Origin of the sequence: Burkholderia sp. AU17457, from assembly GCF_002223255.1 — a bacterium.
Lineage (GTDB): Bacteria > Pseudomonadota > Gammaproteobacteria > Burkholderiales > Burkholderiaceae > Burkholderia > Burkholderia sola.
Genome location: NZ_NKFB01000003.1, coordinates 266,155 through 278,779, shown reverse-complemented (window position 1 = coordinate 278,779; position 12,625 = coordinate 266,155). Strand labels below are relative to the sequence as shown.

Genomic DNA, 12,625 nt, shown 5'->3' with positions numbered 1-12,625 from the left:
CAAGGCGGGCCGCCCCGTCCTTCCGGACGACGCTTGACCTACACGTAACGTCCGGCGCTGCGATCCGTCACGCGCCGCGCGCCGGCAAAACCTTGCCCGCACAGGTGCCGAAGCCGACGCGATAGCCGTCGCCCTGGCACCAGCCGGCGAGCGTGAGCTCGTCGCCGTCCTCGATGAACGTGCGGCTGCCGCCGCCGTTCAGCGCGACCGGCTCCTTGCCGTTCCACGTCAGTTCGAGCAGGCTGCCGAACGAATCCTTCGTCGGCCCGCTGATCGTGCCCGAGCCCATCAGGTCGCCCACGCGCGTGTTGCAGCCGGCCACCGTGTGATGCGCGAGCTGCTGCGCCATCGTCCAGTACATGTGCCTGAAGTTCGTGCGGCAGATCGACGTCGCGTCGGCGGCGCCCTCCGCCCGCAGCGTCACTTCGAGCGCGATGTCGAACGCATGCTTGCCCGCATGCCGCAGATATGCGAGCGGCTGCGGCGACTGCTCGGACTGCGCGACACGGAACGGTTCGAGCGCGTCGAGTGTGACGATCCATGGCGAAATCGTCGTCGCGAACCCCTTCGAGTTGAACGGACCAAGCGGCACGTATTCCCACTGCTGGATGTCGCGCGCGCTCCAGTCGTTCAGCAGCACCATCCCGAAGATATGCGCTTCCGCGTCCTCGCACGCGATCGGCTCGCCGAGCGCGTTGCCCTTCCCGACGATGAAGCCCGTTTCCAGTTCGATATCGAGCTTGCGGCACGCGCCGAACACCGGACGCTCCTGGTCGGGCAGCTTCAGTTGCCCGTTCGGGCGCCGCACCGGCGTGCCGCTCACGACCACCGACGACGCACGGCCGTTGTAGCCGATCGGCATCTCCGACCAGTTCGGCAGCAGCGCATGCTTCGGATCGCGGAACATCGAGCCGACGTTGGTCGCATGCTCCTTCGACGAATAGAAATCGGTGTAGCCGGGAATCTCGACCGGCAGATGCAGCGTCGCGTCGCGCTGCGCGACGAGCACCTGCGCGCGCAGCGCCGCATCGTCACGCAGCGTCGCGTTGTCGCGCGAGAACAGCGCCGACAGCTGCACGCGCACGCTGCGCCACGTGTCGCGACCGAGCGCGATGAACGCGTTGAGCGTCGGCGCGGCGAACGCATCGGCATCGGCCGGCAACGTCACGAGGCCCGCACGCGCGAGCGCCGCGAGATCGACGATCTGGTCGCCGAGCGCGACGCCCGCACGGCGCGCGCGCTGCTTCGCATCGCTGAAGATTCCGAACGGCAGGTTCTGGATCGGGAAATCGCAGGCGGGATCGTTCGCCGTGTCGACCCAGCTCTTGCGAGCCGGGTCGAGCGTCGCGCGCCAGTCTTGGGTATCGCTCACTTTTGCTCCGGATTGAAGTGTTTCTTGATGCCTTGCCAGCATTCGAAGTAGTCGGCCTGCAGCTGCGCGGTGTCGAGCGCGTAGCGCGTCGGCCGGATCAGCGTGCGGGTTTCGAACATGAACGCCATCGTCGCGTCGACCTTGTGCGGCTTCGTCGTGTCGCTCGCCGACGCCTTCTCGAACGTGTCCGCATCGGGCCCGTGGCCCGACATGCAGTTGTGCAGGCTCGCGCCGCCCGGCACGAAGCCCTCGGCCTTCGCGTCGTACGCGCCGTGCACGAGCCCCATGAACTCGCTCGCGACGTTGCGGTGGAACCAGGGCGGGCGGAACGTATCTTCGGCCGCGAGCCAGCGCGGCGGGAAGATCACGAAGTCGATCGTGTCGACGCCCGGCGTGTCGCTCTGCGATTGCAGCACGAGGAAGATCGACGGATCGGGATGGTCGAAGCTGATCGAGCCGATCGTGTTGAACAGGCGCAGGTCGTATTTATACGGCGCGTAGTTGCCGTGCCACGCGACGACATCGAGCGGCGAATGACCGATGTCCGCGCGCCACAACCGGCCGTTCAGCTTCGCGATCAGCTCGAACGCGCCTTCGCGATCCTCGTACGCGGCCTGCGGCGTGAGGAAGTCGCGCGGGTTCGCGAGCCCGTTCGAGCCGATCGGGCCGAGATCCGGCAGGCGCAGCAGCGCACCGAAGTTCTCGCAGATGTAGCCGCGCGCGTCGCCATCCGGCAGCGCGACGGCAAAACGCACGCCACGCGGAATCACCGCGATCTCGAACGGCTCGACGTCGAGCCGGCCGAATTCCGTCGCGATGAACAGGCGCCCCTGCTGCGGCACGATCAGCAGCTCGCCGTCCGCGCTGTAGAAGAAGCGGTCCTGCATCGACCGGTTCGCCGCGTACAGGTGGATCGCGCAGCCGTTCATCGCCGCGGCCGACCCGTTGCCGGCCATCGTCACGAGGCCATCGATGAAATCGGTCGGCTCGACCGGCATCGGCAGCGGATCCCAGCGCAGCTGGTTCGGCGGCGTCGGCGGCACGTCGGTCGAATCGCCGAATTCCGACACGAGCCGCTGCGCGCCCGCATACGGCTCGAACGGCCGGTGCACGGCGGCCGGACGGATCCTATACAGCCACGAGCGGCGGTTGTGGCCGCGCGGCGCGGTGAACGCGGTGCCCGACAGTTGCTCCGCGTACAGCCCGTACGGCGCGCGCTGCGGCGAGTTGCGGCCGTGCGGCAGCGCGCCGGGCAACGCCTCGGTCGCGAATTCGTTCGCGAAACCGCTCAGGTAGCCGGCTTCCGCCGGTTTCGACAGGTCAAGCGTCATCGTTTTCCTTTCTCCTTCAATTCAGGGCGGCGTGCGGCGCCTGCGCGCCGCTGCGCCGCGTGACGCCGGCCAGGCCCAGCACGAACAGCGCCGAGCACAGCACCGGCACCGCGGCCGCGTGGAACAGCGCGCCGTTCGACCAGTTGAGCGCAATCAGTTGCCCGCCGACGAGCGGACCGAGCACCGAGCCGATCCGGCCGATGCCGAGGCTCCAGCCGATGCCCGTCGAGCGCAGCGATGTCGGGTAATACTGGCCCGCGAGCGCGTTCACGGCCGGCTGTCCGCCGACCACGCAGAACCCGCCCGCGAACACGACCACCAGCAGCCACGGCAGCGCATGCGCGACCGAGCCGATCAATCCCACCGACACGGCCGCGCACGCGAAGCATGCGAACAGCACGCGCACGAAGCCGTAACGTTCGATGAACCAGCCGAGCGACAGCGTGCCGATCACGCCGCCCGTCTGCAGCACCGTGCCGACGAGCACCGCCGTGCCCGGCGAATAGCCGGCTTCGCGCATCACGGTCGGCAGCCAGTTCGACAGGAAGTACAGGTCGATCAGGTTCATGAAGCTGATCGACCACAGCAGCAGCGTGACCGGCAGGCGGCCATGGCGGAACAGTTCGGCGACCGGCGCGCCGCTCGCCGCGCGCTCGCGCACGACGAGCCGCGTGTTCGCATCGATGCCGGCGTGCGGCGCGAAGCGCGCGAGCCAGTCGCGCGCCTGCGCGACGCGCCCCTTCAGCACCAGGAACTGCAGCGATTCCGGCAGCCGCGCGAGCATCGCGATCGTCAGCACGAGCGGCACCGCGCCGCCGACGAAGAACACCGAGCGCCAGCCGAGCGCCGGAATCAGCGCCGCGCTGATGAAGCCGCCGATCGCCGCGCCGAGCGTGAAGCCGCACGACACGATCATCATCCGCTTCACGCGATGCGCGGCCGGGCTGAATTCGCCGACGAGCGCCATCGCGTTCGGCATGATGCAGCCGAGGCCGAGGCCCGTGACGAAGCGCAGCGCCATCAGCATGGGGATCGAGCTCGCGAACGGCGTCGCGAGCATCGTCACCGCGAAGAACAGCGTCGAGCCGATCAGCACCGGGCGCCGCCCGATCCGGTCGGCCAGCACCGACAGCCCGAGCGCGCCGAGCAGCATCCCGAACAGGCTCGCGCTGAACACGGGCCCCAGCGCCTGCTTCGGCACGCCCCATTCGGCGATCACGCTCGGCGCGACGTAGCCCATCGCCTGCGCATCGAAACCGTCGATCACGAGGCACAGCCCGCACAGCGCGAGCAGCATCGCGTGAAAACCCGGGCGATGGGTCTCGTCGATCACGCGCTCGACTTCGAGCACGCGCGTATCGGCCGCCGCGCTCATTGCGCGACCTCGGCGGACGGATGCACGGGCGGCGTCACGCCCTGGCGCGCGAGCGCCATCGCTTCGCGCAGCACGTCGGCGTCGCCGATCTGGTTCGCGAGCAACAGGATCAGCTTCGCGTTGACGAGCTGGCTGTCGGCGTCCGACAGGTCGCGATGCATGTCGATCAGCGCTTCGTAGAACGCATCGGGGTCGGCCAGACGCGGGCGGGTATCGAGCGGGGGCATGACGGTGTCTCCGGTGTCTTTATCGTATTCAGCGTGCGCAGGTCGCGCGCGCCAGTGCGTCGGCGATCGCCTGACGGTCGAGCGTGCGCGTGCGTGCGCACACGTGCTGGTCGGGACGCAGCAGGTAGAACGTGCCGGGCTGCGCGTCGTAGCGCCGCGCGGCGAGCCCGTCGACGTCCTCCACGACGTCGACGCCGGCCGCCGGCTGCGCGTGCCCGGCCGGCACGACGAGGACCGGCCGCACCGGCAGCGCGAGACCGTCGACGGCCTGCGCGAGCGCGGCCGCGTCGCCCGGCAAGCCGAACAGCACGCCGGTGAAGCCGCCGCACAAATGCTGCAGCAGCCAGCCCGGCGCACCCTGCACGCGCACCGGCGCATCGGCCGCCGCCGCGCCCGGCCGCATCGCACATGCAAACGTGTCGCCGTTGCGGTCCGGCGTGTTCAGCGGCGAATCGGCCAGCACGGCCGGCACCGACAGGCGCCCGCTGTTCACCAGCTTGCGCGCGAACTCGCAGTCGCGCGCGAGCTTCAGCGTCGCGTCGCGGAACACGCGCGACACCGCGCTCTTCGGCGTGATGAAGTCGGTCGAGCGCGTCGAGTTGCGGATGTTCTCGTCGGCCGCGAACTCGCGCTCGCTTGCATACGTGTCGAGCAGGCGGTCGTGCGCGCGCCCGTCGAGCACCAGCTTCAGCTTCCACGCGAGGTTGTCCGCGTCCTGCACGCCGCTGTTCGCGCCGCGCGCGCCGAACGGCGACACCCCGTGCGCGGAATCGCCCGCGAACAGCACGCGGCCGTGGCGGAACGTGTCCATCCGCTGGCAGCGGAACGTGTAGACGCTCACCCACTCGAGCTCGAACTCGACGTCCGGCCCGAGCAGCGCGCGCACGCGCGGGATCACGCGCTCCGGCTGCTTCTCCGCGACGGGATCGGCATCCCAGCCGAGCTGGAAGTCGATGCGCCACACGTTGTCCGGCTGGCGGTGCAGCAGCACCGACTGGTTGCGGTGAAACGGCGGATCGAACCAGAACCAGCGCTCGGTCGGAAATTCCGCCTTCATCTTCACGTCGGCGATCAGGAAGCGATCCTTGAACGTGCGGCCACGGCTTTCCAGGCCCATCATCGTGCGCATCGGGCTGCGCGAGCCGTCGGCCGCGATCACGTACTGCGCGCGCAGCGTCGCGACGCCGTCCGGCGTCTCGATCGTCAGCACCGCGTGTTCGGCCGACTGGTCGACGCCCGTCACCTTGTGCTTCCAGCGAATGTCGATGTTCGGCAGCTCGAACGCGCGATCGGCCAGATAGCCTTCGACGTAGTACTGCTGCAAATTGATGAACGCCGGGCGCGCATGCCCTTCCTCGGGCAGCAGGTCGAACGCGTAAAGCTGCTCGTCCTGCAGGAACACCTTGCCGACATGCCAGCTCACGCCCTTGTCGACGAAGCGCTCGCCGCAGCCGAGCCGGTCGAAGATCTCGAGGGTGCGCTTCGCGAAGCAGATCGCGCGCGAGCCGGTCGACAGCGTGTCGTCGTCGTCGAGCAGCACGACCGGCACGCCCTGCTGCGCGAGGTCGATCGCGGCCGCGAGGCCCACCGGCCCCGCGCCGACGACGATCACCGGGTGGACGGCCGCGTCGTGCGCGCGGGCGCGGTACTCGAATTTCAGCGTCTGGTAATCGATGCTCATGGTCGCCATCCGCGCCTCACCCCCGCCGTGCGCGCACCGCCGCGCCCGTCGTCCCGTCCGTCTGCCGCCGGCGCGCGCGCCCGCCCGTCCTGTCAACCGCCACGTCTCGCTCCTTGCTTCCTGTTGATTCGCGAACGGCGCCGTTGCTCGGCGCCTGCCTGCCGCATTTCTTGATCGGCGACACATTCTTGGATTTACGAATAGTAAAACCAATTACGGATAGTTAAATCAACGTAAACCCTGATCGCTCGCTCGGGAACGGGATAACCATATGAGTGAAACGGCAAGCCGAGCGCGGCGCGCACTGCTAATATCAAGTCAACGAGGCGGCCCTTTCGGCCGCCATTTTTCCTTTTCACGCCGATGATTCCGCCTACCATCCCCGAGCTGGTCACCCGTGCCGGGCAACTGCCGTATCTGCGGGAGCACCTCGCGCTTGCCGAAGGCGGGACCGCGTGCGCGAATCTGCCCGAGCGCACGCTCGCCAGCGCGTACGAGCCGATCTACGACGTGACGATGCCCGGCTCGCCGCAATCGACGTCGTTCGCCGACGCGATCGAGCGCTACGGCGACGAGCTCGGCTTTCAGGCCGTCACGCTCGTCACCGGCGCGCAGCACGATCCGGTCGACGCGGCCGTCGACGACCAGACGCTGGTCGCGATCGACCGCCTGTCGCGCGCGCTGCACGCGATCAATTTCTTCGGTGCGCAACGCCACGGGCTGCTGTTCCTGCGCGTGCACGAGCGGCTGCTCAAGAGCGTGAAGTACGACCACGGCAAGCATTTCTCGTCGGTGCTGCAGCGCTTCGGGCTGCCGACCGAGCGGATCGTGATCGAGCTGCCGGCGGTCGCGGTCGCCCACAAGACGTTCCTCGGCTACCTGACCCGCAGCTACCAGCATCACGGTTTCAAGGTCGCGGACAAGCTGCCGGACCCGGGCCGCATCCTCGCGGTCGAATCGGACATGGCGCGGCCCGACTACATCAAGATGGATGCGGGCATCGCATTGCGCGACGGGATGGTCAAGGCGCTCGTCGCCTATGCGCAGCGCGTGCGGATTCCGCTGATCTTCGACGGCGTCGTCGACGAGACGCAGTGCGAGTTGCTTCGCCAGCACGACGTGCGGTTCATGCAGGGGCCGGTGTTCGCGAAGGTCGTGACGGTCTGAGCGGCGAGGCGGGAAGCGGACGCCGCGCGCGGGGCGTGGCCCGCCGGATAGCGGACTCCGGTATCGCGTTGCTTCGGGAATCGGGTTTCAGCACGCGGCGTCGCTCGACGCCGGCCGGTTTCCCGTTCGTTCATGCAGGAAGGTCGGCCCCCGCTTGCACGCGAGCCCGACATCGGTGCATCGACGCCGATGTGCGGCCTATTCTCTGCCACCATCGTCGTACTTCGGTAGATCGTCGTCGATCTCGATGCCCGGGAAACGGTCGCCGTACCAGACGTGCCACGCCGGACGCAGCCGCGACGGTTCGTCGAGCGTCGCGTAATTGATCTCGACCGTCTGCGGTGCGTCGGAACGCCGGTATTCGAGCTGCGCGCCGCAACGGCCGCAGAAGCGCCGCTCACCCCACGCGCTCGACGCGTAGACGGTCGGTTCGCCCTGCAGGTATGCGAATGCGTCGATCGGCACCGATGCCGATGCGACGACCGCCGCCCCGGTCGTGCGCTGGCAGAGCCGGCAGTGGCAGAAGCCGGCATCGGTCGGGACGTCGGCGATACGGTAGCGGATCGCGCCGCACGCGCATCCGCCTTCCATCGGTTCGGGGTGCGCCATGGCAGACCTCGTCGTCGGGAAGCAGGCGAACGATGATGAGCGCGGTTCGCCCGTCGCGCAATACGCGAGGCGACGCCTCTGTTTCCGCCCCCGCCGCGAACGAACCGGTTGGCGCGCGACGGCAACGCCCGCGCGCGCGGGTTGCTCAGACCGTCGGCCCGAGCCGCTGCGCGAGTGCCTTCAGTCGCGGTCCGACCTGCGTGCGAAACACGTCCTCGTCCATCGACGACGCGGGGCCGCTGCAGCTCAGGATCAGCCAGCGCCCCTCGCGCGGCTCGCGAAACGGCACGGCCGCCGCATTCACGTCCATGTGCCACGCGCGGAACGAATAGCAGCACCCGCCTTCGGAAAACTCGGCCACCGCGTGCTGCGCGGCCGCGACGAGCGCATCGGCGTCGGCCGCGCCGCCGGCCGCGCGGTGCAGTTCGGCATAGAGCGCGCGGCGCACGTCCTCCGGCTGCACGGCCAGGTACGCGCGCCCCATCGAGCTCGTCAGCATCGACAGCCGCGAACCGGGTGCGAGCCCGAGCGTCAGCGCGGTCTCGCTGCGGATCGTCTCCAGATAGATCATGTCGAGCCCGTCGCGGCAGCCGAGCGACACGGCCGCGCCGATCTCGCGCGCGAGCGCCTGCATGTGCGGCCGCGCGAGATCGATCGTCCCCGAGCCCGACAGCAGCGCGTAGCCGAGCGACAGCACGCCGGCGTCCAGCGCATACTTTCCGAGCGTCTCGTCGTAGCGCAGATAGCCGAGCACGGTCAGCGTATAGGCGAGCCGGTTCACCGTCGCCTTCGGCAGGCCCGTGCGTTCCGCGAAATCACGATTGCCCAGCATCGTCTCGCCGGGCCGGAAGGCGCGCAGCAGGTCGAGTCCGCGCGCGAGCGCGACGACGAACTTGCGCTCGTCGATGGCGGTGTCGTCGATGGTTGAAAGTGTCATCCGGTGCTACACTGAGGTCGATTTGCAAAACATTGTTCCGCACAGCGAAACGCAAGTCAAGCGAACTTCAGGTATCAGCCCGGAGCAAGCGCCGAAGCGCGACCTCTGCCGGACCGGCATGCACGGGCTGGCAGGCTGCGTCGAGGCGCCCGCCCCGACCGACCGCAATGCATGGAGCCGAGTGAGCGCTGACCCGGGTCGACCGCAATGCATGGAGCCCGAGTAAGCGCTGAAGCGCTAACTCGGCGCCGACCGCGATGCATGGGGCCCGAGTAAGCGCTGAAGCGCTAACTCGGGCCGACAGGAGATGAGACGATGAGTGCTGCAACTTTTCATTGGGACGATCCGCTGCTGCTCGACCAGCAACTGACCGAAGAAGAGCGGATGGTCCGCGATGCCGCGCAGGCGTACGCACAGGACAAGCTCGCGCCGCGCGTCACCGAAGCGTTCCGCCACGAACGCACCGACGCGGCCATCTTTCGCGAAATGGGCGAAGTCGGCCTGCTCGGCCCGACGATCCCCGAGGAATACGGCGGCCCCGGCCTCAACTACGTGAGCTACGGGCTGATCGCGCGCGAAGTCGAGCGGGTCGATTCGGGCTACCGGTCGATGATGTCCGTGCAGTCGTCGCTCGTGATGGTGCCGATCCACGAATTCGGCTCCGACGCGCAGAAGCAGAAATACCTGCCGAAGCTCGCGACCGGCGAATGGATCGGCTGCTTCGGCCTGACCGAGCCGAATCACGGCTCCGATCCGGGCAGCATGGTCACGCGCGCGAAGAAGGTGCCGGGCGGCTACTCGCTGTCCGGCGCGAAGATGTGGATCACCAACTCGCCGATCGCCGACGTGTTCGTCGTGTGGGCGAAGCTGGAAGAGAACGGCAAGGACGCGATCCGCGGCTTCATCCTCGAGAAGGGCTGGAAGGGTTTGTCAGCGCCGGCGATCCACGGCAAGGTCGGGCTGCGCGCGTCGATCACCGGCGAGATCGTCCTCGACGAGGTATTCGTGCCCGAAGAGAACCTGATGCCGAACGTGAGCGGCCTGCGCGGCCCGTTCACCTGCCTGAACTCGGCGCGCTACGGGATCGCGTGGGGTGCGCTCGGCGCGGCCGAGTCCTGCTGGCACACCGCGCGCCAGTACGTGCTCGACCGCCAGCAGTTCGGCCGGCCGCTCGCCGCGAACCAGTTGATCCAGAAGAAGCTCGCCGACATGCAGACCGAAATCACGCTCGGCCTGCAAGGCGTGCTGCGCCTCGGCCGGATGAAGGACGAAGGCACGGCCGCCGTCGAGATCACGTCGATCATGAAGCGCAATTCATGTGGCAAGGCGCTCGACATCGCCCGCCTCGCCCGCGACATGCTCGGCGGCAACGGCATCTCCGACGAATTCGGCGTCGCGCGCCATCTCGTGAATCTCGAAGTGGTCAACACGTACGAAGGCACGCATGACATCCACGCGCTGATCCTCGGCCGCGCGCAGACGGGCATCCAGGCATTCTTCTGACGATCCGGCCATGACGCGGCCGGCGACGACGCCGCGCCCGCCACCATGCAAAAGCCCGCCCGGCATCGCTGCCGGGCGGGCTTTTCTTCATCGGAGCCGCTGCGCCGGGCCGCCGATGCTTACTTGTTCGGCTGCGGCGTCAGGCGCAGATACGGGCGCACCGCGTTGAAGCCCTTCGGGAAGCGTTTCTTCAGCTCTTCCGGATCCTGCAGCGACGGCACGATCACGACGTCGTCGCCGTCCTTCCAGTTACCGGGTGTCGCGACCTTGTAATTGTCGGTCAGTTGCAGCGAATCGATCACGCGCAGCACTTCGTCGAAGTTGCGCCCCGTGCTGGCCGGATAGGTGATCGTGAGCCGCACCTTCTTGTTCGGGTCGATCACGAACAGCGAACGCACCGTCAGCGTTTCGTTCGCATTCGGATGAATCATGTCGTACAGCTGCGACACCTTGCGGTCCGCGTCGGCGATGATCGGGAAGCCCACGACCGTCGACTGCGTTTCGTTGATGTCGTTGATCCAGCCTTTGTGCGATTCGACGCCGTCGACCGACAGCGCGATCACCTTCACGTTGCGTTTCTCGAATTCACCCTTCAGCTTCGAGGTCAGCCCGAGTTCGGTCGTGCACACCGGCGTGTAGTCGGCCGGATGGGAGAACAGCACGCCCCAGCTGTTGCCGAGCCACTCGTGAAACTTGATGGTGCCCAGGCTCGATTCCTGCTCGAAATCCGGTGCGATGTCACCAAGACGCAGACTCATGATGTTCCCTCCTCGAACGATGCTGGTTGAAACCGCGCGCCGGACAGCGCGGGGCAGTCCATCAGCTTACGGGAAGCAATGGGCCGTGCGAACGAATATTCCGTTTGATATTCATACTTTTTTGTCATTTTTACCCGGCGTCGTGGCAGGACGGTGGGCGGCAAGGGAAACTTTTCAATCCTTTGTCGCTCTGTTCATGATTACAAGTCGTTTACCATGCAGTCTTGCGCTGCCGCCGTGTGTCTTCCCGGCTCGCCAGCAGGCAGGGGTTTCGCTACGATGTGAACCTGCAGCATGACAGCACGAAGGGAGTTGCAATGTCGGAAATCAACAAGGAGAAACTGATGTCGGATATCAAAACCGTTCTCTCGGACGCCGAAGACCTGCTCAAGCAAGCAGCGAGCAGCACGGGCGACCGTGCGGCCGAGCTGCGCGAGAAGGCCATGTCTCGCCTGAAGCAGGCCAAGGAAAAGGCTGCCGACGTCCAGGTCGTGGTGGTCGAGAAAGGCAAGAAGGCCGCGCGGGCAACCGACGACTACGTGCACGAGCATCCGTGGACGTCGATCGGCGTGGCTGCCGGCGTCGGCGTGCTGATCGGCTTGCTGATCAACCGCAAGTAACGCGCTCTGCGCCGTTTCGCCCCGCGGGCCGCGTCGCGCGACCCGCGGGCGTCGAAGTCAGCCGGCTTGCGCCGGCCGGCTTGGTCCTAGCTGCTTACTGCACGCGCAAGCACCTCATCCATGACGACAGACACCCCCTCGCAGCCGTCCGGTCAAGGACCGCTGCGCCGCCTCGTCGGCTCCGCCATCGGCCTTCTGCAGACGCGCCTCGAACTGGTGGGCATCGAGCTTGCCGAGGAGAAGGAGCGCCTGATGGGCGTGCTGTTCCTCGGCCTCGCCGCGATGATGCTCGCGACGATGGCGCTCATCAGCCTGACCGTGCTGATCGCGATCGCGTTCTGGGATACCTACCGCTGGCAGGCGCTTGCCGCGATCACCGCGCTGTATGCCATTGGCGGCATCGCGTGCGCGCTGAAGGCGCGCTCGGGCCTGCGCGACGCGCCGACCGTGTTCGAGGCGACGCTGGCCGAGCTCGAGAAAGACCGCGACCTGTTCCGCGGCAAGCCGTGAGCGCGCTCGCGCTCGTCCCTCCCACCTACTTCGCCGACGCGCCATGAGCCAGAACATCACGGGCAATCCCTCCCGCTCCCATTCGTCGCGATCGAACTGGAGCGCGTCGCAGCACCGTGCGCTTCGCAAGGAATTACTGATCCTGCGATCCGAAGTCGAGCGGCTCGAATTTGCGGAGGCCGCCGCCGAAATGCGCCAGGCCGTCACGCGCTTCAGCTGGCTCAAGGTGTTCATCCCCGGGCTGTCGACCAGCAGGTTCGGCCAGTCGGCCAGGAACCTGAACGCAAGCCTCGGCCAGCTCGTCAACCAGTATCCGATGCTGAGCTCGCTCGCATCGCTCGTGCTGGCGAAACCCGTTCGCTCGCTGCTGCGCGCAAGCACGGGCCCCGCGTTGAAGTGGGGCACGCTCGGCTTCGCCGCATGGGAGGTCTACCGGATCTGGAAGCAGTCCCGCGACGAGCGCGGGCTGGACCCACGCGACGACTGACCGTCGGCACCCCGCGCGCGCGGCCACGCGCCGCTGCGCGCGCTCCCG

General features: G+C 67.6%; 13 protein-coding genes. 5 read left to right on the top strand and 8 right to left on the bottom strand.

Features of this window, described 5'->3' with window-relative positions:
* Window positions 1-67 precede the first annotated feature (67 nt).
* From fahA to CFB49_RS03640, 5 genes are read right to left on the bottom strand one after another with little or no spacing between them, the layout of a single operon-like run.
* Entirely contained in the window at window positions 68-1,372 is a 1,305-nt protein-coding gene (gene fahA, locus CFB49_RS03660) for a fumarylacetoacetase (RefSeq protein WP_089490703.1), read from the bottom strand.
* On the bottom strand, window positions 1,369-2,703 hold the full coding sequence (hmgA, locus tag CFB49_RS03655; RefSeq protein ID WP_089434600.1) for a homogentisate 1,2-dioxygenase: 1,335 nt from the start codon (window positions 2,701-2,703) through the stop codon (window positions 1,369-1,371). Before hmgA ends, fahA begins: the two co-directional genes overlap by 4 nt.
* 16 nt (window positions 2,704-2,719) lie before the next feature.
* Window positions 2,720-4,078, bottom strand: coding sequence for an MFS transporter (locus CFB49_RS03650; RefSeq protein ID WP_089490702.1), 1,359 nt, complete (start codon window positions 4,076-4,078; stop codon window positions 2,720-2,722).
* Window positions 4,075-4,305 (bottom strand): DUF2783 domain-containing protein, encoded by a 231-nt coding sequence (locus CFB49_RS03645; RefSeq protein ID WP_069616652.1) that lies wholly within the window; start codon window positions 4,303-4,305, stop codon window positions 4,075-4,077. The genes CFB49_RS03650 and CFB49_RS03645 overlap by 4 nt, the downstream gene beginning before the upstream one ends.
* A 28-nt stretch (window positions 4,306-4,333) precedes the next feature.
* Window positions 4,334-5,986 (bottom strand): FAD-dependent oxidoreductase, encoded by a 1,653-nt coding sequence (locus CFB49_RS03640; RefSeq protein WP_089491408.1) that lies wholly within the window; start codon window positions 5,984-5,986, stop codon window positions 4,334-4,336.
* Window positions 5,987-6,349: 363 nt separating this feature from the next.
* Between CFB49_RS03640 and CFB49_RS03635 the strand changes: the two genes are divergently transcribed.
* On the top strand, window positions 6,350-7,153 hold the full coding sequence (locus tag CFB49_RS03635) for an EAL domain-containing protein (RefSeq protein WP_069616654.1): 804 nt from the start codon (window positions 6,350-6,352) through the stop codon (window positions 7,151-7,153).
* Window positions 7,154-7,351: 198 nt separating this feature from the next.
* Here CFB49_RS03635 and CFB49_RS03630 read toward each other — a convergent pair whose 3' ends face one another.
* A complete protein-coding gene (locus tag CFB49_RS03630; RefSeq protein WP_069616655.1) occupies window positions 7,352-7,762 on the bottom strand; it encodes a GFA family protein in 411 nt (136 codons plus the stop codon).
* Window positions 7,763-7,907: 145 nt separating this feature from the next.
* Complete coding sequence (locus CFB49_RS03625) at window positions 7,908-8,699, bottom strand: IclR family transcriptional regulator (RefSeq protein WP_089434597.1); 792 nt, start codon at window positions 8,697-8,699, stop codon at window positions 7,908-7,910.
* A gap of 315 nt (window positions 8,700-9,014) precedes the next feature.
* Here CFB49_RS03625 and CFB49_RS03620 point away from each other — a divergent pair, with 315 nt between their 5' ends.
* Window positions 9,015-10,202 carry an acyl-CoA dehydrogenase gene (locus tag CFB49_RS03620; RefSeq protein ID WP_059779344.1) on the top strand — a complete coding sequence of 396 codons (1,188 nt, stop codon included), beginning with the start codon at window positions 9,015-9,017 and terminating at the stop codon, window positions 10,200-10,202.
* 119 nt (window positions 10,203-10,321) lie between these two features.
* On the opposite strand, the gene CFB49_RS03615 is transcribed toward CFB49_RS03620, so the two are convergent.
* A complete protein-coding gene (locus CFB49_RS03615; RefSeq protein WP_006476788.1) occupies window positions 10,322-10,960 on the bottom strand; it encodes a peroxiredoxin in 639 nt (212 codons plus the stop codon).
* Window positions 10,961-11,277: 317 nt separating this feature from the next.
* On the opposite strand from CFB49_RS03615, the gene CFB49_RS03610 reads away from it, so the two are divergent.
* The 3 genes from CFB49_RS03610 to CFB49_RS03600 all read left to right on the top strand — a co-directional run bounded on the left by CFB49_RS03610 (window position 11,278) and on the right by CFB49_RS03600 (window position 12,577).
* The gene (locus CFB49_RS03610; protein ID WP_006494044.1) at window positions 11,278-11,580 is read left to right on the top strand and encodes a DUF883 family protein; all 303 of its coding nucleotides are present in this window, start codon (window positions 11,278-11,280) and stop codon (window positions 11,578-11,580) included.
* Window positions 11,581-11,700: 120 nt separating this feature from the next.
* On the top strand, window positions 11,701-12,090 hold the full coding sequence (locus CFB49_RS03605; RefSeq protein WP_069616657.1) for a phage holin family protein: 390 nt from the start codon (window positions 11,701-11,703) through the stop codon (window positions 12,088-12,090).
* 43 nt (window positions 12,091-12,133) lie between these two features.
* The gene (locus CFB49_RS03600) at window positions 12,134-12,577 is read left to right on the top strand and encodes a DUF3318 domain-containing protein (RefSeq protein ID WP_089434596.1); all 444 of its coding nucleotides are present in this window, start codon (window positions 12,134-12,136) and stop codon (window positions 12,575-12,577) included.
* Window positions 12,578-12,625: the final 48 nt, after the last annotated feature.

Bases quoted from the DNA above. Each gene is read 5' to 3' on its own strand.
- hmgA (WP_089434600.1), bottom strand. From the start codon at position 2,703: ATGACGCTTGACCTGTCGAAACCGGCGGAAGCCGGCTACCTGAGCGGT.
- CFB49_RS03610 (WP_006494044.1), top strand. From the start codon at position 11,278: ATGTCGGAAATCAACAAGGAGAAACTGATGTCGGATATCAAAACCGTT.
- CFB49_RS03640 (WP_089491408.1), bottom strand. From the start codon at position 5,986: ATGAGCATCGATTACCAGACGCTGAAATTCGAGTACCGCGCCCGCGCG.
- CFB49_RS03650 (WP_089490702.1), bottom strand. From the start codon at position 4,078: ATGAGCGCGGCGGCCGATACGCGCGTGCTCGAAGTCGAGCGCGTGATC.
- CFB49_RS03645 (WP_069616652.1), bottom strand. From the start codon at position 4,305: ATGCCCCCGCTCGATACCCGCCCGCGTCTGGCCGACCCCGATGCGTTC.
- CFB49_RS03615 (WP_006476788.1), bottom strand. From the start codon at position 10,960: ATGAGTCTGCGTCTTGGTGACATCGCACCGGATTTCGAGCAGGAATCG.
- CFB49_RS03635 (WP_069616654.1), top strand. From the start codon at position 6,350: ATGATTCCGCCTACCATCCCCGAGCTGGTCACCCGTGCCGGGCAACTG.
- CFB49_RS03625 (WP_089434597.1), bottom strand. From the start codon at position 8,699: ATGACACTTTCAACCATCGACGACACCGCCATCGACGAGCGCAAGTTC.
- CFB49_RS03620 (WP_059779344.1), top strand. From the start codon at position 9,015: ATGAGTGCTGCAACTTTTCATTGGGACGATCCGCTGCTGCTCGACCAG.
- CFB49_RS03630 (WP_069616655.1), bottom strand. From the start codon at position 7,762: ATGGCGCACCCCGAACCGATGGAAGGCGGATGCGCGTGCGGCGCGATC.
- CFB49_RS03605 (WP_069616657.1), top strand. From the start codon at position 11,701: ATGACGACAGACACCCCCTCGCAGCCGTCCGGTCAAGGACCGCTGCGC.
- CFB49_RS03600 (WP_089434596.1), top strand. From the start codon at position 12,134: ATGAGCCAGAACATCACGGGCAATCCCTCCCGCTCCCATTCGTCGCGA.